This is a genomic window from Serratia sp. SSNIH1 (assembly GCF_002935055.1).
GTDB classification, from domain to species: Bacteria; Pseudomonadota; Gammaproteobacteria; order Enterobacterales; family Enterobacteriaceae; genus Serratia; species Serratia nevei.
The window spans coordinates 1,623,601-1,642,861 of sequence record NZ_CP026383.1; the positions used below are offsets into that span (position 1 = coordinate 1,623,601).

16 protein-coding genes are annotated in these 19,261 nt (G+C 60.8%); 9 read left to right on the plus strand and 7 right to left on the minus strand.

All coding sequences use genetic code 11. From position 1 onward, the window contains the following. Positions 1–117 precede the first annotated feature (117 nt). Positions 118–2,829 carry a copper-exporting P-type ATPase CopA gene (gene copA, locus C3F38_RS07780; protein WP_038875034.1) on the minus strand — a complete coding sequence of 904 codons (2,712 nt, stop codon included), beginning with the start codon at positions 2,827–2,829 and terminating at the stop codon, positions 118–120. Between the two features lie 108 nt (positions 2,830–2,937). On the opposite strand from copA, the gene cueR reads away from it, so the two are divergent. After that, entirely contained in the window at positions 2,938–3,351 is a 414-nt protein-coding gene (gene cueR, locus C3F38_RS07785) for a Cu(I)-responsive transcriptional regulator (RefSeq protein ID WP_038875037.1), read from the plus strand. A 118-nt stretch (positions 3,352–3,469) separates the two neighbouring features. Continuing rightward, positions 3,470–5,224: a hypothetical protein gene (locus tag C3F38_RS07790; protein ID WP_038875040.1), complete on the plus strand. Its 1,755-nt coding sequence runs from the start codon at positions 3,470–3,472 to the stop codon at positions 5,222–5,224. 56 nt (positions 5,225–5,280) lie between these two features. Here the strand turns inward: C3F38_RS07790 and C3F38_RS07795 are convergent, their stop codons facing one another. From C3F38_RS07795 to allS, 3 genes are all read right to left on the minus strand, one after another. Beyond that, positions 5,281–5,751 (minus strand): NfeD family protein, encoded by a 471-nt coding sequence (locus C3F38_RS07795; protein ID WP_038875043.1) that lies wholly within the window; start codon positions 5,749–5,751, stop codon positions 5,281–5,283. Between the two features lie 2 nt (positions 5,752–5,753). Then, positions 5,754–6,659, minus strand: coding sequence for an SPFH domain-containing protein (locus tag C3F38_RS07800; RefSeq protein WP_004940203.1), 906 nt, complete (start codon positions 6,657–6,659; stop codon positions 5,754–5,756). Positions 6,660–6,731: 72 nt separating this feature from the next. Continuing rightward, a complete protein-coding gene (gene allS / locus C3F38_RS07805; protein ID WP_038875046.1) occupies positions 6,732–7,646 on the minus strand; it encodes an HTH-type transcriptional activator AllS in 915 nt (304 codons plus the stop codon). A 352-nt stretch (positions 7,647–7,998) separates the two neighbouring features. Between allS and C3F38_RS07810 the strand changes: the two genes are divergently transcribed. The 7 genes from C3F38_RS07810 to C3F38_RS07840 all read left to right on the plus strand — a co-directional run bounded on the left by C3F38_RS07810 (position 7,999) and on the right by C3F38_RS07840 (position 15,732). Then, positions 7,999–8,484 carry an ureidoglycolate lyase gene (locus C3F38_RS07810; RefSeq protein WP_033647245.1) on the plus strand — a complete coding sequence of 162 codons (486 nt, stop codon included), beginning with the start codon at positions 7,999–8,001 and terminating at the stop codon, positions 8,482–8,484. Positions 8,485–8,554: 70 nt separating this feature from the next. Continuing rightward, entirely contained in the window at positions 8,555–9,370 is an 816-nt protein-coding gene (gene allR, locus C3F38_RS07815) for an HTH-type transcriptional repressor AllR (RefSeq protein WP_055316508.1), read from the plus strand. A gap of 119 nt (positions 9,371–9,489) precedes the next feature. After that, on the plus strand, positions 9,490–11,271 hold the full coding sequence (gene gcl / locus C3F38_RS07820) for a glyoxylate carboligase (protein WP_033637372.1): 1,782 nt from the start codon (positions 9,490–9,492) through the stop codon (positions 11,269–11,271). A gap of 10 nt (positions 11,272–11,281) precedes the next feature. Continuing rightward, on the plus strand, positions 11,282–12,061 hold the full coding sequence (gene hyi / locus C3F38_RS07825; RefSeq protein WP_055316504.1) for a hydroxypyruvate isomerase: 780 nt from the start codon (positions 11,282–11,284) through the stop codon (positions 12,059–12,061). Positions 12,062–12,071: 10 nt separating this feature from the next. Further along, a complete protein-coding gene (gene glxR, locus C3F38_RS07830) occupies positions 12,072–12,953 on the plus strand; it encodes a 2-hydroxy-3-oxopropionate reductase (protein WP_047728625.1) in 882 nt (293 codons plus the stop codon). A 326-nt stretch (positions 12,954–13,279) separates the two neighbouring features. Further along, complete coding sequence (locus tag C3F38_RS07835; protein ID WP_225984339.1) at positions 13,280–14,461, plus strand: MFS transporter; 1,182 nt, start codon at positions 13,280–13,282, stop codon at positions 14,459–14,461. A gap of 128 nt (positions 14,462–14,589) precedes the next feature. Further along, positions 14,590–15,732 carry a glycerate kinase gene (locus tag C3F38_RS07840; protein WP_055316500.1) on the plus strand — a complete coding sequence of 381 codons (1,143 nt, stop codon included), beginning with the start codon at positions 14,590–14,592 and terminating at the stop codon, positions 15,730–15,732. Between the two features lie 56 nt (positions 15,733–15,788). Here the strand turns inward: C3F38_RS07840 and allE are convergent, their stop codons facing one another. The 3 genes from allE to allC are packed head-to-tail and all read right to left on the minus strand — an operon-like array spanning position 15,789 to position 19,135. Then, positions 15,789–16,574: a (S)-ureidoglycine aminohydrolase gene (allE, locus tag C3F38_RS07845; protein WP_043146762.1), complete on the minus strand. Its 786-nt coding sequence runs from the start codon at positions 16,572–16,574 to the stop codon at positions 15,789–15,791. Between the two features lie 57 nt (positions 16,575–16,631). Continuing rightward, positions 16,632–17,891, minus strand: coding sequence for an MFS transporter (locus C3F38_RS07850; RefSeq protein WP_055316497.1), 1,260 nt, complete (start codon positions 17,889–17,891; stop codon positions 16,632–16,634). Beyond that, the gene (gene allC / locus C3F38_RS07855; RefSeq protein WP_047728615.1) at positions 17,888–19,135 is read right to left on the minus strand and encodes an allantoate deiminase; all 1,248 of its coding nucleotides are present in this window, start codon (positions 19,133–19,135) and stop codon (positions 17,888–17,890) included. Before allC ends, C3F38_RS07850 begins: the two co-directional genes overlap by 4 nt. Positions 19,136–19,261: the final 126 nt, after the last annotated feature.

Below are 19,261 nucleotides of genomic sequence, written 5' to 3' on the forward strand. Positions count from 1 at the left end.
ATAACGGGTGCGCGTTTCAGCATGAAAGGCGAGGGAAAATCGTCATTCATGCTAAACGCTATCCGCCGCGCAGGAAAGCCCGGAAAACAGCGGGGCGCCATGTCGGCGCCCCGGCGATCACTTCCTGGGTTTAAAACGCAGCAGCCGGTTGGCGTTGCTGACTACGGTAATCGACGACAGCGCCATCGCCGCGCCCGCCACCACCGGGCTGAGCAGCGTGCCGGTCAGCGGGTAGAGCACGCCGGCGGCGATCGGGATACCCAGCGTATTGTAGATAAAGGCGCCGAACAGGTTCTGCTTCATGTTACGCAGCGTGGCCTTCGACAGCGCTACCGCATCCGCCACGCCGTGCAGGCTGTGGCGCATCAGGGTGATGGCGGCGGTCTCGATGGCGATGTCGCTGCCGCCGCCCATCGCGATGCCCACGTCGGCCTGCGCCAGCGCCGGGGCGTCGTTGATGCCGTCGCCGACCATCGCCACGCGCTGGCCCTGCGCCTGCAGCTGCTTGATCGCCGCCGCTTTGCCGTCCGGCAGCACCCCGGCAATCACCCGATCGATACCGGCCTCTTTGGCGATGGCGTTGGCGGTCACCGGGTTGTCGCCGGTCAGCATCACCAGCTGATAGCCCTGCTGGTGCAGGCGCTGCAGCGCCGCGACGCTGTCCTCGCGCAGCGGATCGCGAATGGCGAACAGCGCGGCCGGTTTACCGTTAACGGCCAGCAGCACCGGCGTTACGCCGCGTTCGGCCAGGGCGCGCATCGGCGCCTCCAGTTCGGCGGTCGCAACCTGATGCTGCTCCAGCAGCGCGGCGTTGCCCAGCAGCACCGGCACGCCGTCGATCTCCCCGCTGACGCCGGCGCCGCGCAGGGTGCGGAACTGCGCGACCTGCGGCAGCGTTTGTCCGGCGGCGCGTTCCATGATGGCGCGCGCCAGCGGGTGGTTGGAACCTTGCTCCAGCGCGGCGGCCCAGCCGATCGCCTGCTGCTCGCTGACCTGATTGAAGGTCAGGATCTCTACCACCTGCGGTTTCCCTTCGGTCAGGGTGCCGGTTTTGTCGAACACCAGGGTGTCCAGCTGGCTGGCCTGCTGCAGGGCGTCGGCGTCGCGTACCAGCACGCCGAACTCCGCCGCGCGGCCCACGCCGGAGATGATCGACATCGGCGTCGCCAATCCCAATGCGCACGGACAGGCGATGATCAGCACCGTGGTGGCGATCACCAGCGTATAGACCAGCTGCGGCTGCGGGCCGAAGAAGTACCACATCGCCGCGCTGAACAGGGCTATCCCCACCACCGCCGGCACGAACACCGCCGAGACGCGGTCGGCCAGTTGGCCGATCGCCGGTTTACTGCTCTGCGCCTGGCGCACCAGTTTAATGATGCGCGCCAGCGTGGTTTGGCTGCCGATGGCGGCGGCGCGGAACAGCACGCTGCCGTCGTCAACCACCGTCCCGGCATGCACCGTGTCACCAGCACCTTTCTGCTGCGGCACCGCTTCGCCGGTCAGCATCGCTTCATCGAGCCAGACTTCACCCTGCACGATTTCACCGTCGACCGGCACGCGATCGCCGGTGGTCAGCCGCAACGTCATGCCGAGCTGCACCTCCGCCAGCGGGATATCGCGCTCGCCGTCGTCGGTTACCAACCGCGCGGTAGGCGGCGTCAGATCCAGCAACCGCTCCAGCGCCTGCGAAGAACGCTGACGGGCGCGTTGCTCCAGCGCATGGCCGAGGTTGATCAAACCGATGATCATCGCGCTGGCCTCGTAATAGAGGTGGCGCGCCTCCATCGGGAAGAAATCGGGCCAAATGTTGACGGCGATCGAGTAAAGCCAGGCAGCGCCAGTACCGAGCGCCACCAGGGTGTCCATGGTGGCGCTGCCGTTCATCAGCGCACGCCAGGCATTGCGGTAGAAGTGCCCACCGGCGAACACCATCACCGCCAGGGTGATGACGCCGACCAGCAGCCAGGGGCGCTGGGTTTCCGGCGTCAGCGTCATGCTGCCGCCGAACAGTCCCCAGGCCATCAGTGGGATACCCAACGCCAGACCCAGCGCTGCCTGCCAGCTAAAGCGCTTCATGTTGGCGCGTGCGGTCTGCTGTTGGCGCTCGCGGCGTTCGGTTTCATCCTGAATCATTTCGGCGCCGTAGCCGGCTTTTTCCACCGCCGCCACCAGCGCCTGCGCATCGGCGGCGCCGGTCACCAGCGCGCTGCGTTCCGCCAGGTTGACGCGCGCATGCTCTACGCCGGGAACGCTTTGCAGCGCCAGCTGCACTTTATTGACGCAGCTGGCGCAGGTCATGCCGCTGAGCAGCAGCTGTACGCTGTCGTCCGCGCCGTCGGTTGCCGGAAGGGGAGATTGCGCCGCTGGCTGATCGTCCGGCAACGAAGGTGTTGCGTCAGTCAACGGCTCAGTTTTTGGGGCGACGGCGCCCGCCACGCCGGCGTGATAACCGGCATCTTCTACCGCGGCGATCAGCGCCTGCGGATCGGCATCGCCGTACACTTTCGCGCCGTCGATAGCGACGTCGGCGGCGAACACGCCCGGCACCGCTTCCAGCGCCTTGCGGGTGGTGCCGACGCAGTGCATGCAGCTCAGGCCGCTCAGCTGCAGTTCGGTATCGGCGTGCGGCGCGACTTCGGCCTGATAACCGGCGGCGATCACGCTGTCGATCAGCGCGCTGTCCGGCGCGTCGCCGGTCACTTTGGCGTAATGCACGTTAACGTCCGCCTGTTCGACATCGCTGCGGCTTTCCAGGGCTTTTTTCACCCGCTGCGCGCAGTTCATGCAGGACAGCCCCTGCAATGCCAGCATAGTGGTGTGTGACATGATTGGACTCCTTGCTTAGAAGGCGGTGTTTAAAGGTTGACCGCCTGACCTGTTTTCACTAAGAATGGAGCTTAAACCTTCCAGCAAGGGTAAGGTCAAGGAGGGAAAATGAATATTAGCGACGTCGCGAAAAAAACCGGGCTAACCAGCAAGACGATTCGTTTTTACGAAGAGAAAGCGCTGATTACCGCCCCGATCCGCAGCGATAATGGTTACCGCCACTACTCCGCCAGGCACGTTGAAGAGCTGACGCTGCTGCGCCAGGCGCGGCAGGTGGGCTTCAACCTGGACGAGTGCCGCGAGCTGGTGGCGTTGTTCAACGATCCGGCCCGCCACAGCGCCGACGTGAAGGCGCGCACGCTGCAGAAGGTGGCGGAGATCGAAAGGCACATCAGCGAACTGGGCGAAATGCGCCAGCGCCTGCTGGCGCTGGCCGACCAATGCCCGGGTGACGAGGGGGCGGAGTGCCCCATCATTAATAACCTGGCGGGGTGTTGTCATCAGGTGACTGCGGCCAAATAACCCGGACTCCGGGTTGTCCATCTGCGTGTGGCACAACCCGCTGTTTTGGCGCTATGAAGGACCGAGTTTTAGAGTCTTGGTGTCGATTGCGACGCGCAGACTTCAAAGAGGAGGTTCTATGAATATCGGTTCTGATCGTGCTACCGCGTTTGCTGTTATCTCGAGTTTTGAGGCTTTAAGAGCCTATGTGCCCGCGCAAGCGGGAGTCAGGGTTACGCTTAATTCGTGGAAGGACGGTGGGATATACGGTGGCGGTGATTTCGTCTCTGTTGCTGGTGTAAAAGCCGATGATGGCGGCCACGTTGCGCAAACGACCGGATTTTATTGGGAAAGAATTGCCTGCACGGTTAATCTTTATGATTACGGGATAGAAGCTACGGATAGAACGACATCAAATTATATTGATGTCACCGGCAGCTTGCAGGCGGCTATAAACAAAGCGATTGAAAAGAAATGCACTCTGGTGAGCGAGTTTCCTAAAGCGGGTTCGTATGCGCAAGTGGGCTTATTTATTTCCTCTTCTATCAATATTAGCGGGCTGACTTGTTTATCTGGAGCCCTGCATTTATTCATTAAATCTTCATCATTTATTCCAAAGACTGATATCGGGTTAAAATTGCCTTGGGTCGTGCTTAATCAGAATGGTCAGTATGACGGAAAAGGTTTAGTGTATGGAACGACTCAGGGTAATCAGGATCTGGATACCATCACGATTTACAATATGGATGGTTACACGGGTAAAGCGATTAATGGTCAACTGCACACGCTTTCAGGTTCCAGAGTTCAATTTCTCTCTTCAATGCACATGAATGGCGCAGGCGTCTATTTTGCTTCTACCTTTGATAACGTATTTAATGACGTCAGGGCACTGTTCTGTGGCAATGAGACGATGTTCGGTATCGACTTTACCAGTTACCCTGCTGCAACCGGATCGACGTTTGATGAGTCTAATGCCAATACGATCCACTCTTTAATGGCTCATGACTGTAGAGAGAAAGCTTGGCGAGTATCAGGCTCAAAAAATTGGCTGGCCAAAGTTCATGAAGAAGGCACGTTAGTCACCAAGGCAACTGTTGAAACCCCCAACTCTGCCGAAAAAAGAAACGGATATGGCTATATGAATAGCTACTTTTCTTCCGTCGGTGGCGGTGCCGGCGTGATTAATATCTATGCCTCTAAAAATAGCACGGTTGAGCATGTTCATACTTTCGGTGCAACGGCAACTGCTGTCGGGAATGTTTCGTCAACCGCGAATGTGTCAATTATACCTGGTGATCCCGCTCCGAATGGGGGGGCTATAGGAACAGTCTTTGCCAAAGACATTGTGGTTATGGCTAATGCCCGCGTCAATTTAGATTCTGTCAGAACGACAGGGTGGGTAGATATTCGTGACGATAACTCATCAGTATCCAGAGGCAATATTGCGGGTAACCTACAGCTCTCTTCTGCCGCTAAGATTTTGAATAGTTACATCGGTGGCGATGTAATTTCTACGTCGATGCCACGACTCACCAATTGCGATCTGCAAAAGAGCTTTACCGGCGGCGGAAGCCTGCAAAATACGAGAGTCGTTGGTGATGTCACAACGGTCGATGCATTACGCTTGGTTTTGATTGATGTCTCTTTAGCGACGCTGATGGTCACCGGGAAGGGGGTTTTGTTGGATGTGCAAGGGGGCAATTTTAACCGGATTACCTTTGTTGACGGCGTTACGGGGCGATGGATAATTTTCCCGTCACCCAGGGTGAATGTGACGGTAGATAATTGGTTACCTCCCACCTCTGCCGCTGGTTACGGATTATTCACTATCAACCCGCTGTCGAACAAGATTTACACGACGCGTAGCGGAGTGTGGGTCGATTATAAAACGTAAAACACGGCTCTGCTGAAAGGATGAGTGAGCCGGGGTGAGTCAACCCGGCTTACTCGTTAGCGCAATGATGAAGGCAGGGCGCGGATCACCAGCGTGACGCCTTCCACCGCCACCACTTCTACTTCGGTGCCGGCGGGCAGATCTTCAGCCGCCTGCGCGCGCCAGCTGCTGTCGCCGATATTGATGCGCCCCATGCCGTTGTGCATCGGCTCCGTCAGCGTAGCGCGGGTGCCGATCAGCTGGCGGTTGCGCTGGTTGAGCACCGGCGATCCGCCGGATGCGGCCGCCGGGCGCCGGCGCAGCCAGTACCACCACAGGTAGGCGACGACGACGGTCAGGACGGCGAAAATCATGCCCTGCCACGCCCAAGAAAGCGGCGGCAGCAGCCAGATCAGAGCGCCGACCAATAGCGCCGCCACGCCGCTCCACAGCAGGTAGCCGCCGGCGCCGAGCATTTCCGCCGCCAGCAACACGCCCCCGAGGGAGAGCCAAAACCACAGCGGATTCGCCGCGATCAGTTCGAGCATGATTATTTGCCTTTGCTTTCTTTCAGCAGTTCGGTAATGCCGCCGATCGAGCCGAGCAGGCTGCTGGCGTCCAGCGGCATCATCACCACTTTGCTGTTGTTGGAGGAACCGATCTTCTGCAGCGCGTCGGTGTATTTCTGCGCCACGAAGTAGTTCACCGCCTGAATGTTGCCGCTGGCGATGGCGTCGGACACCAGCTGGGTGGCGCGCGCCTCGGCCTCGGCGGCGCGTTCACGCGCTTCCGCCTGCAAGAACGCCGACTGACGTTCGCCCTCGGCCTTCAGGATCTGCGATTGTTTCTCCCCTTCGGCGCGCAGAATGGCCGCCTGACGTACCCCTTCTGCCTCGAGGATGTCGGCGCGCTTGGTGCGCTCGGCCTTCATCTGGGCGTTCATCGAGGCGATCAGTTCCGCCGGTGGCCGCACGTCGCGGATCTCGATACGGGTGATTTTCACCCCCCACGGATTGGTCGCTTCATCGACGATGTGCAGCAGGCGGCTGTTGATGCTGTCGCGTTGCGACAGCATTTCGTCCAGCTCCATCGAGCCGAGCACGGTACGGAAGTTGGTCATGGTCAGGTTGACGATCGCCTGTTCGAGGTTGCTGACCTCGTAGGCGGCGCGCGCCGGATCGACCACCTGGATAAAGCACACCGCGTCGATGGCGACGTTGGCGTTATCGCGGGAAATCACCTCCTGCGAGGGAATGTCCAGCACTTGCTCCATCATGTTGATTTTACGGCCGATGCGGTCCATGAACGGCACCACCAGGTTCAGGCCCGGCATCAGCGTTTTGGTATAGCGGCCGAAGCGTTCTACCGTCCATTGGAACCCCTGCGGCACAATTTTGACGCCGGCGAACACCACAATCAGTGCGACGACGATCACGATGGGAATAAAAGTAAGCATGCAAACCTCCTGTCAGACATATGTAAACAGATATTACGTCAGCGCCGGAAAAATGCCTACCGTTACCGCGACTTAATCCAGGGCGCTGACCAAACCCGCGATCAGCGGATCCCGCGTCTGGAACAGGCCGATCAGGGTACGCACCGCCTCACCGCCGCGAGCATCGGACCAGGCCAGCGACAGGGGAGAGGGCTGGCGCGGATATTTGAGCTGCTTAGCCACCAGCTCGCCGCTATCAAGGTAAGCTTGGCACAGCTGGCGCGGAAGGAAACCGATCCCGAGACCGCGCAGGTGACACTCCAGCTTGGTGCGCAGGTCCGGCACTTTGATCTCTTGCTGGCCCGACAGCAGCCAGGCGGTGCGCTTGGCCAAATGGCGCGCGGTATCTTCGACGTTGATCGCCGCGTAAGGGCGCAGCTGCGTTTCGTTCAGCGGATCGGCGGCGGCGGCCAGCGGATGCGTCGGCGCGATGGCGAACACCCACTCTATTTTGCCCAGGGGCAGCACCTTGATGCTGTTTTCCAGCGATTCATTGCCTGCCGCCCCGATCGCCAGATGGCAATCCTCATTCAGCAGCGCATCCCACACGCCCATGTACACCTGGCGGGAAATGTGGAATTGGGTGAACGGGTATTTGTCGTGCAGGTGGGTCAACAGCCCGGCTACGGCGGCGGCGTCATACAGCAGGTTGTTGATCACGATATTCACCTGGTGCTCTACACCGTCGTTGATTTGCCGCAGTTCGCCCGGCATGGCGTCCAGCCAGGTGTGCCACTGGCGGCAGCGCTCCAGCAAATACTCTCCGGCCGGCGTCAGGTTGACGGTGCGGGTGGTGCGGATAAACAGCTGCGTGCCGATGCTCTCTTCCAGCGTTTTGATGCGGTAGCTGATGGTGGCGGTGGTTTTGTGCAGCAGCTCCGCCGCGCGGGAGAAACTTTGGCACTCGGCAACTTTGATAAACGAACGAATGGTTTCGTGATCCAGCATGAGGGGTCCTTGGCTGACACCGCCTTTTCGGTTATCGGTGAGAAGAATCTACTGATGTTGCGGCGCGATAGGCAGCGGCAAAACCCAACCCCACGATCCCGGTCACAGAATCCCCCGATAGCGATGAACGCGCGCCGCCCCATTTTGCCCGATGATGAATTGGGCTGTTTTTTAATTCATTGATTTAAAGCAACTAATATTGCTCTTCGATCGTAAAGTGTGCGGGTGATCTTGTTGTGGAAAAATTTTCCAAAAAATGCTGTCAAATTCACCACGCGCTGTCTAGAGTGAAGGCGTTGGGTGAAATATCGCCGTTCAATCGCCGTCTGGGTCATGCGCTTGGGAGAATCACATGGATTTAGTCATCGAAGAATTAACGCCGGCGGCCTTTGCGCCTTACGGCGATGTATTGCAGATAGAGGGCTCGCGTTTCTTTCATATCAATGACGGAAAAACCGAGCGTTATCACGATCTCGCCAAGATAGAGGTGTCCGACGGCAACCGGGTGCTGGCCAGCATCAACCGGGCGGAACCCTGCGATCTGCCGATGACCTTTTCCCTGTTGGAAAAGCATCCGCTCTCGTCGCAGGCCTTTGTGCCGATGAACGGCGAACGCTTCGTGGTGATCGTCGCCGAACCGGGCGAAACCATCCCCATCGGCACGCTGCGCGCCTTTATCACCAACGGCAAGCAGGGGATTAACTATCACCGCAATGTCTGGCACCATCCGCTGTTTGCCTATGCGAAGGTCACCGACTTTTTCACCATCGATCGCGCAGGTGCCGACAACTGCGTGGTCAGCCGCTTGCCGGAGCCGTATCGCATAGTTTTGGCATAGCGCTGGCCGCACGCCGCGCAGGGCGTTTATCATAGCGTCACCCATGCCGTTACTGACAAAGGAAGCTTGAATGACCGAATTACGCAGGAAAGGACGACCCGCCACCGAAGCCGGCGCCACCAAAGGGGCGCAGGCGTTGGATCGCGGGCTGGAGATCCTCCAGTACCTGGCCAACGCCGGGGGAAGCTCGTCGGTTTCCGTGCTGTCCGAAAAGCTGGAGTTGCCGCTGTCCACCACCTTCAGATTGTTGAAAGTGTTGGAAAAATCGGAATTCGTCTTTCAGGATCCACAGCTGGGCTGGTGGCATATCGGCATTCAGTCGTTCACCGTCGGTTCCGCTTACATGAACGACCGCGACGTGGTATCGGTGGCCGGGCCGTTCATGCGCCGGCTGATGCTGCTGTCCGGCGAGACCGCCAACCTGGCGATCCGCAACAATTTCGACGCGGTGCTGATTCGTCAATGCGAGTGCCAGGCGATGGTGCGCATGTGCGCGCCGCTGGGCAGCCGTTTGCCGCTGCACGCCTCGGGTGCCGGCAAAGCGCTGCTGTACCCGCTGGCGGAAGAGGAGATGCTGGATCTGATCGTGCGTTCGGGGCTGCAATCCTACACGCCCAAGACGCTGACCAGCGTGAACCTGCTGCGCAAGGATCTGCATCAGTCGCTGGCGCAGGGCTACACCATCGACGATGAAGAGCACGCGCTTGGCCTGAACTGCTTGGCTTCGGCGATTTTCGATCGCAACAACAACGTGATCGCCGCCATTTCCATCTCCGGGCCGAGTTCGCGGGTCGGCAAGGAGCGGTTCAAGGAGCTGGGCGAACTGGTGGGTGAAGTGGCCAGAGATATCAGCACCGCGCTGGGCGAATCGCGCAGCAAGGCGTAAACGTCGCGCGCCGGGCTGAACCGGCGCGGAGCAAGACTCCCCGTTTGATGAGCAAACGGGTTTTTTTGACCGCAATTTTAATTTGGAAAAATTTTCCAATAAATTAAGGAGAGCATCACATGGCAATTATGCGAGCGGTAGACGCGGCAATGCACGTGCTGGAAAAAGAAGGGATCACCACCGCGTTCGGCGTGCCCGGCGCGGCGATCAACCCGTTCTACGATGCGATGCGGCGGCACGGCGGCATCAAACACTATCTGGCGCGGCACGTGGAAGGGGCCTCGCACATGGCGGAAGGTTACACTCGCGCCGCCGCCGGCAACATCGGCGTGTGCATCGGCACTTCCGGCCCGGCGGGCACCGACATGATCACCGGCCTTTACTCCGCCTCCGCCGACTCGATCCCGATCCTGTGCATCACCGGCCAGGCGCCGCGTGCGCGTTTGCACAAAGAAGATTTTCAGGCGGTAGACATCGAATCGATCGCCAAGCCGGTGACCAAGATGGCGGTCACCGTGCAGGAACCGGCGCTGGTGCCGCGTGTGCTGCAGCAGGCGTTCCACCTGATGCGCTCCGGCCGGCCGGGCCCGGTGCTGATCGACCTGCCTTTCGACGTGCAGATGGCGGAGATCGAGTTCGATCCGGACACCTACTCTTCACTGCCCGCCTATAAGCCGGCGGCCACCCAGGCGCAGATCGACAAAGCGCTGGATCTGCTGTGCGCGGCGAAAAAACCGCTGATCATCGCCGGCGGCGGCATTCACAACGCCGACGCGGCGGATCTGCTGCAGCAGCTGGCGGAGATCTGCAACGTGCCGGTGATCCCGACCTTGATGGGCTGGGGCGCCATTCCGGACGATCACCCGCTGATGGCGGGCATGGCGGGCCTGCAAACCTCGCACCGCTACGGCAACGCCAACCTGCTGGATTCGGATCTGGTGTTCGGCATCGGCAACCGCTGGGCCAACCGCCACACCGGCTCGGTGGACAAGTACACCGCCGGGCGCAAGGTGGTGCACATCGATATTGAGCCGACGCAGATTGGCCGGGTGATCTGCCCGGATCTGGGCATCGTCTCCGACGCGCGCATCGCGCTGCAAATGCTGGTGGATACGGCAAAGCGCCGCTTCGAGCGCGGCGAGTTGCCGAATCGCGACGCCTGGTGCGCCGCCTGCCTGCAGCGCAAGCAAACGCTGCTGCGCAAGACCCACTTCGACAACGTGCCGGTCAAGCCGCAGCGGGTGTATGAAGAGATGAACCGCGCCTTCGGCCGTGACGCCTGCTACGTCACCACCATCGGGCTGTCGCAGATCGCCGCCGCGCAAATGCTACACGTTTTCGAGCCGCGTCACTGGATCAACGCCGGGCAGGCCGGCCCGCTGGGTTGGACGCTGCCTGCGGCGCTGGGCGTATGCGCCGCCGATCCCCAGCGCAAGGTGGTCGCGCTGTCGGGCGACTATGATTTCCAATTCATGATCGAAGAGCTGGCGGTCGGCGCACAGTTCAAGCTGCCCTATATCCACGTGCTGGTGAACAACGCCTATCTGGGGCTGATCCGCCAGGCGCAGCGCGGGTTCGATATGGATTACTGCGTGCAGCTGTCGTTTGAAAACATCAACAATGCGGAGATTGGCGAGTACGGCGTCGATCACGTCAAGGTGGCGGAAGGGCTGGGCTGCAAGGCGCTGCGGGTGTTCAAACCGGAAGAGATCGCGCCGGCGTTCCGTCAGGCCCAGGAGCTGATGCAGCAGCACCGGGTGCCGGTGGTGGTGGAAATCATCCTGGAGCGCGTCACCAATATTTCCATGGGCACCGAGCTGGATAACGTCAACGAGTTCGAACCGGTGGCGGCAACGCCGGAAGACGCGCCGACCTCGGTCAACTTCTTTGATTACCGTTGAGGGTCTTACCATGCCGAAATTTTCAGCCAACCTGTCCATGCTGTTCACCGAAGTCGATTTCATGCAGCGCTTCCGCCGGGCGAAGGAGCAGGGCTTCAGCGCGGTGGAATACATGTTTCCCTATGACTACCCGCTCGCCGCGCTGCGTAGCGAACTGGAGGCGCATCGCCTGAGCCAGGTGTTGTTCAACCTGCCGGCCGGCGACTGGGCGGCGGGCGAACGGGGCATCGCCTGCTTGCCGGGGCGCGAAGCGGAGTTCCGCGACGGCGTCGGGTGCGCGATCGAGTATGCGCAAGCGCTGGGCTGCGATCGCATCAACTGCCTGATCGGCAATCCGGATCCCGCCGTCGGCCGCCACGCCACCGACGAACGGGTGAAGGAGAACCTGAGCTACGCCGCCGACACTCTGGCGCGGCAGAATATCCGTCTGCTGATCGAACCGATCAACCGCTACGACATGCCGCAGTTCTACCTGCAAACCTCCCGGCAGGCGATCGAACTGATCGACGCGATCGGCAGCCCCAACCTGTATCTGCAGTACGACCTTTACCACATGCAGCGCATGGAGGGAGAGCTGACGCAGACCCTCGAGCGCCTGCTGGCGAAGATCGACCACATTCAGGTCGCCGACAATCCGGGGCGGCACGAGCCGGGCACCGGTGAAATCAACTGCGAGTTTATCTTCGCGCAGCTGGATCGCATGGGTTATCGCGGCTGGATCGGCTGTGAATACAAACCGCTCACCACCACGGAAAGCGGCCTGTCATGGATTAAAAAATACCTGTCTTGAGGAGATGAAAATGAAAGTGGGATTTATCGGTCTGGGCATCATGGGCGCGCCGATGGCGGAAAAGCTGCTGGCGGGTGGGCACACGCTTTACGCCCACACCCGGCATGAGGTGCCGGCGGCGCTGTTACAGCAAGGGGCCATCGCCTGCCGCGATCCGCAGCAGGTGGCGGATGAGGCGGAGGTGATCTTTATCATGGTGCCGGATACGCCGCAGGTGGAGGAGGTGCTGTTCGGTGAACGCGGCTGCGCCGCCGGCAAGCTGAACGGCAAAGTGGTGGTGGACATGAGCTCCATTTCACCGCTGGAGACCAAGCGGTTCGCGCAGCGCATCAACCAGCTGGGCGCCCAGTACCTGGACGCGCCGGTTTCCGGCGGCGAAGTGGGCGCCAAACAGGGCACGCTGACCATCATGGTGGGCGGTGAGGAAGCGACCTTCGAACGGGTGCAGCCGCTGCTGGCGCTGATGGGCAAGAATATCACGCTGATCGGCGGCAACGGCGACGGGCAAACCTGCAAGGTCGCCAACCAGATCATCGTGGCGTTGACCATCGAAGCGGTCTCCGAGGCGCTGGTCTTCGCCTCGCGCGCCGGCGCCGATCCGGCCCGGGTGCGCGAAGCCCTGATGGGCGGTTTCGCCTCGTCGCGCATTCTGGAGGTGCACGGTGAGCGGATGATCAAGCGGGCGTTCGCGCCGGGATTCCGTATCTCGCTGCACCAGAAGGATCTCAACCTGGCGCTGCAGGGCGCGAAGGCGCTGGCGCTCAGCCTGCCGAATACCGCCACCTGCCAGGAGCTGTTCAACGTCTGCGCCGCCAATGGCGACGGAGAGCTGGATCACTCCGCGCTGGTGCGGGCGCTGGAAATCATGGGCAACCACCAGGTGGCCGGCTAAGAGCACCCCCGGCATTTGATTTGCCGGCTTATCGTTAGAATCAGAGATGTTCGACATTAATAACGCCCTCTTTATGATAAATAAAGAGGGTCCCCGCCAATCCAATAAAAAATGATTCAGCACAATAAAAAGTAAAAAGCAGGATGCCAACCGAGGAGACACTGAATATGGCAACCGATAATGCTGTTATTGATAAAGATATTCTTACCGCCCCTGACAAAAACCGTTTATATCGAAAAATCGCCTGGCGCATTATGCCCATTTTATTAGTGAGCTATATCGTCGGTTATCTCGATCGGGTTGGGATCTCATTTTCGAAATTTCAAATGATGCCCGATATTCTGAACGGCAATGTCTCGATGGCCGAAGCCGTTTACGGGCTGGGCGCCGGGGTGTTTTTCATCGGCTATATCATCGCCGGGGTACCCAGTAACATTCTGCTGAGCCGCTACGGCGCCAGAAAGATCATCGCGCTGCTGATGGTGGTGTGGGGGGCGATTTCGATGCTGAGCATCTTTATCACCAATCCCTGGCAATTCTACCTGGCGCGTTTCCTGCTGGGGCTGGCGGAGGCCGGCTTCTACCCCGGTGTGATCCTCTATCTGACGCTGTGGTTTCCGTCCAGCCAGCGCGCCAAGATGACCGCGCTGTTCGTGTGCGGCATCCCGGTCAGCAACATCATCGGCGGCCCGCTGTGCGGCTGGATCATCGAGCACATGAACGGCCTGATGAACCTCTCCGGCTGGCAGTGGCTGTTCTTTATCAGCGGCCCGCGCGCGCTGCTGATCGCCGTTGTCATCTTCTGTTTCCTGGATAATACCTATCAGAGCGCCAAGTGGCTCAGCCCGCAGGAGAAGGCGCTGATCAAAGAGGATATGGCGCAGAGCGCGCCGCGCCAGGGCGCCGCCGGCGGGCAGGAATGGACGATGAAAAGCATGCTGAGATCGTCCGCGTTCACCAAAATGTGGCTGATTTGCTTCTGCACCGTGATGGGCCAGGGCGGGCTGGCGTTTTGGGTTCCGACCATCATTCGCGACACCGGCGTGACCTCGGTGATGGATATCGGGTTGCTGACCATGCTGCCGTACATGCTGGCGGTGGTGGCGATGCTGGTGGCCGCGCGCAGTTCGGACAAGCATCGCGAGCGGCGCTGGCACATCATCGTGCCGTTCTGCATCGCCGCGGTGTCGCTGATCTTTATCGGCCTGTTCCCGGACAACAAGCACGTGGTGATGGCGGCGCTGTGCGTGGCGGTGGCGTCGAGTCTGGTGCCGTCGCCGCTGTTCTGGAGCCTGCCGAACGCCATCTTTACCGGCACCTGCGCTGCGGCGGGTATTGCGCTCATCAATTCCATCGCCAATATCGGCGGTTTTATTTCGCCTTATATCATCGGCTATTTCAAACAGCTGACCCACAGCAATTTGGCGGCGATGTGCGTCTTGTCGACAATGATGATACTGGGGGCGATATTAACCTACAGCGTGCCGGCGAAATGGGTCAATAAATAACACCTTCCTTCATCTTCATTAAATAGTCGGCAACAGTTTTATTTTATTTCGCCATGCATTTCTCATCTGATTATTTCAGCGGGGGAAGGCATGGCCATTTTTATTTCATCTCGAATAAAGGAGGCAGCATGAAAATTGTTATTGCACCGGATTCATTTAAAGAAAGCGTCAGCGCGGAGCGGGCGGCGCGGGCGATCGCGCGCGGCTTTCACGAGGTTTATCCCGATGCCGAGTGCGTCTGCCTGCCGATAGCCGACGGCGGCGAAGGCACGGTGGACGCGCTGGTGGCGGCCACCGGCGGGCGCAAGGTGAGCGTGACCGCCACGGGGCCGCTGGGGGAACGGGTGGCGGCGTTTTACGGCGTCAGCGGCGACGGCAAGACGGCGGTGATCGAAATGGCGGCGGCCAGCGGGTTGATGCTGACGCCGGCGGAGCGCCGTAACCCGCTGCTGGCGACCAGCTACGGCACCGGCGAACTGATCCTGCATGCGCTGGATCAGGGCATTCGCCACCTGATCCTCGGCATCGGCGGCAGCGCCACGGTGGATGGCGGCGTCGGCATGGTGCAGGCGCTGGGCGGGCGCTTCTACCGCCCGGACGGCAAGGCGCTGCCGTGGGGCGGCGGCGAGCTGGCGACGCTGAGCGGAATCGATCTCAGTACGCTGGATGCGCGCCTGCGGCAGTGCCGGATTGAGGTCGCCTGCGACGTAGACAATCCGCTGGTGGGGCCGCGCGGCGCGGCGGCGGTGTTCGGGCCGCAGAAGGGCGCGACGGCAGCGATGGTGGCGCAGTTGGAACAGGGCCTGACGCAGTATGCCGAGGTGATCCGCCAGAGTACCGGCCGCGACGTGCGACAGGTCGCCGGCGGCGGAGCGGCGGGCGGCATGGGGATCGCCTGCCAGGTGTTTCTCGGTGCAACGCTGAAGCCGGGCATCGAGATCGTGATGGCGGCGCTGGGCCTGGAGGAGGCGCTGGCGGAGGCCGATCTGCTGATCACCGGCGAAGGGCGCATCGACAGCCAAACGCTGGGCGGCAAGGCGCTGTCCGGCGTCGCTCGTCTGGCGCGGGCGCGCGGCCTGCCGGTCATCGCGCTGGCCGGCGTGGTGGAGGACGGGGCGGAAGCGCTGCACGCGCAGGGGATCGACGCGATGTTCAGCATTCTGCCGCGCCTGAGCTCGCTGGCGGTCGCGCTGTCGCAAGGGGAACTCAACCTGCAGCGCAGCGCCGCCAACGTCGCCCGCGCGATGCGTATCGGTAGGCGATTGGGATAAATAAAAAGAAGGCCACGCTGCGCGAGCAGGTGGCCTTGGTTTTGGCGGCGAAGCGCTTACGGCTCGACGTCGCGGTTGCAGTCCTTGGAGTAGATGTAGCTGAAGGTTTCCTGGCCCACCGCATAGCCCGCCTGTTGCACATAGGCGCCCATGAAGATGTAGTCGCCTTGTTTCACCGGCATCCATTCATTGTCCAGGTTGTACACGCCGGCACCGCTGAGAATGTAGGCGCCATGCTCCTGCACGTGAGTCTCGATGTAGCCGTGGCTGGCGCCGGGGGCGAAGGAGAGGATGTGCATATTCATGTCGAAGCCCAGATCTTTTGGCAGCAGATCCTGCAGGATCACCTCGCTCATGCCCTCGTAGTGGATCTTCTCCAGGTTGGCGACGTTGTTGCTGACCACGTGCGCCTCGTAACCCTTGATGCGCTGATAGCGGCGCTTGTAGAGGAACAGGCGGCTGGATTGGCCGCCGTTGGCGTTTTCCAGCCGCAGGGTGACGCCCGCCGGGCAGTAAAGGTAGCCGCCGGCGGTCAGCGGGTAGTCGGTGGCGTCGGCGGAGGCGGTGATGGCGCCGTCGATGACGTACACGAAGGTTTCTAGCTCTTCGCCGCCAAAGCCTTTGGTGTTGCGGCCGCAGTCGTGCAGCGTCACCAGATAATCGACGAAGGTGGCACCCAGTTTCGGCGTCGACAAGATGGTGACGTCGCAGTTTTCAAAACCGGGAATGACGTTGCGCACCAGGCCGTTCGGCGGGATCAGCGCATAGTTGCCGCGTTTGATGATGGCGCGCGTTGACAGAATGTCGGTTGGATAACCGGTTTGATTGTTGAAGTAACCCACGTTGATTCTCCTGATCGTTGAAAGGGCGCCGCAGCGGCGCCCGGTAAAAAAGCGCCGTCAGGCCTCGGTGGCCGTTCGGGCTGCCGTAGTGCGTTTCATCAAGACGTTGACGGTGAAGAAAATGGCGGTGCCCACCAGCAGGATGGCGGCGGAGATGTAAAAGCCCATCACCTTGGAGCCGGTGCTGTCGGAGATCACGCCGGTGAGGAAGGGGGCGATCACCGACGAGGACATACCGAAGAAGTTGAACACGCCGAAGCTGGTGCCATAGCCTTTCTTCGGCGCGTTGTCGGCGACGAAGGAGATCATGATCGGATCGACCGCCAGCTTACCCAGCAACCCGTACAGGATCAGGCTGATCAGCAGCATGGTGGAGTCCGGCGAAATGACGGTGCAAACCAGCATCACCGCCGCGCACAGCTCGAGGAAAATGATCAGCTGCACCTTCTTGTTGCGGAAACGGTCGGACATGCGGCTGAAGAACAGCGCGCCCGGCACCGAGGCGAACGCCACCAGGGCGGAGGAGAAGCCGATGGCCACCCCTTCAAAGCCGCGCTCTTGCTGCAGGAACGAGGGCAGCCAGGTGACTATCATGTAGTAGCCGTAGCAGGTGGCGAAGTACATCGCGTAGGCGGAGATCATGCGCAGGCTGAACAGGCCGCTGGCCTGGCCGTCCTCTTCGGGCTCGGCAGCCGTCGGCGCAACGGTCTGGCTGACGGCCGCCGGTGCTTGAGGCTGCGAGCCTTTGATGACCACGGCGAACACCAGCGTCATCACCACCAGCAGGCCGGTGATGATGAACAGCATGATCTGCCAGTTCATGTTGAAGCTTTTCACCAGCAGGCTGGAGGCGATCAGGCCGATGGCCATGCCGAGCGCCGAGCCGCTGTTGATCACCGCGGTCGCCAGGCCACGGCGTTCCAGCGGGATATTCTCCGACGACAGGGAGTAGGCCGAGCCGTAATAAGAGCCGCAGCCCATGCCCGCCAGCAGGCTGCCGGCATAGACCATGGTCAGGCTGGTGGCATTGCCGATCAGCAGCGTGGCGATGATGAACAGGCAGAAGCCCGGGATCAGCACCACCTTCTTGCCGAATTTGTCCACCAGGATGCCCGCCGGGATCTGCATCCCGGTGTAGGCGAAGAAGTAGAAGCTGGCGATCAGCCCCATTTCCGCATTGGAGTGCGCGCCGATGGTTTGTTGGATCTCGGGGAAGATCGGCGTCAGGACGGTGCGATAGATCCAGATCACCGTCCAGCCCAGACAGAGCACGACGACGATCTTTTTCCAGTAGCGCGGGTCGATGTCGTTGCTCATGCCTCGGCCCCCTGTTCGGTGTAGGCCAGCTGATACAGCGTCTGCGCCAGGATTTTCACCCCTTCGTTCAGATCGGCGACGGCGGTTTTTTCCGCCGGGTTATGGCTGATGCCGGCGATGCTCGGCACGAACATCATCACCGTCGGCACGCGCGGGGCGAAGATTTGTGAGTCGTGTCCGGCGCCGCTGTGCATCATGCGGTAATTTAGCCGCTGCGTTTCGCACAGGCGGCTGACGCAGGCCACCAGCTGTTCGTTCATCGGGATCGGCGCTTCGTCCATCCACAGATCGATCTCGGCCTCGATGCCCATCTCGGCGCAGATGCGCTGGATATCCTGCTCGATCTCCTGCGTAAAGCGCAGCAGCGCGGCCTGATCGGTGTGGCGGCAGTCGAGGGTGAAGTGGGTGAAGCCCGGCACCACGTTGACGGTGTTCGGCTTCGGCTCCACCTTGCCGAAGGTCAGCACCAGCGGATCGCCCTCGGCGCGCGCCTTGGCGATCGATTCGCAGCAGATGCGGCTGAAGGCGTGCACGGTATCCCGGCGATAGCTCATCGGGGTGGTGCCGGCGTGGTTGGCCTCCCCCTGCAGCCGCACGTCATAACGCCGTTGGCCGACGATGCTGGTCACCACGCCGATGGTTTTGCCTTCGGTTTCCAGCACCTTGCCCTGTTCGATATGGATCTCGACGAAGGCCGCGATGTCGCTGCGCAGCGGCTGATGCGGCGGGGGGAAATCGAAACCGGCGTCGCGCATGGCGTTGACGAAGCCGACGCCCTTGGCGTCCGTAATGTGCTGCACGTCTTCCCGCCGGGCCAGGCCGACGATGTTCTTGCTGCCCCAGAACACATAAGGGAAGCGGCTGCCTTCTTCTTCCGCCAGCGCGATGACTTCCAGGCTGCGCAGCGGCGGGCCGTAGGTGTCTTTGAGGTGTTTGATCGCCATGAAGGCGGCTTCGATACCGAACTGGCCGTCGAGGTTGCCGCCGTTGACCACCGTGTCAATGTGCGAACCGGAGAGAATCACCTGGTCGGGGTATTTGCTGCCCTCCAGTCGGCCGAACAGGTTGCCGACCGCATCAAAATGGGTGTTCAGCCCGGCGGCCTCGAAGGCGTTTTTCAACGCGTGCTGCGCTTCGATCCATTCCGGGGTATAAAGCAGACGCGTCATGCCGCCGCTGGGATCGGCGCCGATTTTCGATAACCAGCCGGAAATATCACGGATTTCTTGTTGGAAGTCTTTCATGTTTACCTGCCCGCATGTTGTGTCTCAGCGGCGATGCGGCCAGGGCTGATGCTATTCGCCGCCGGCCGACCTATTGCGCTGAGCGCGCTGATGAAGGTTTTCTTTTTTCTCCCCGGCTCTGACATA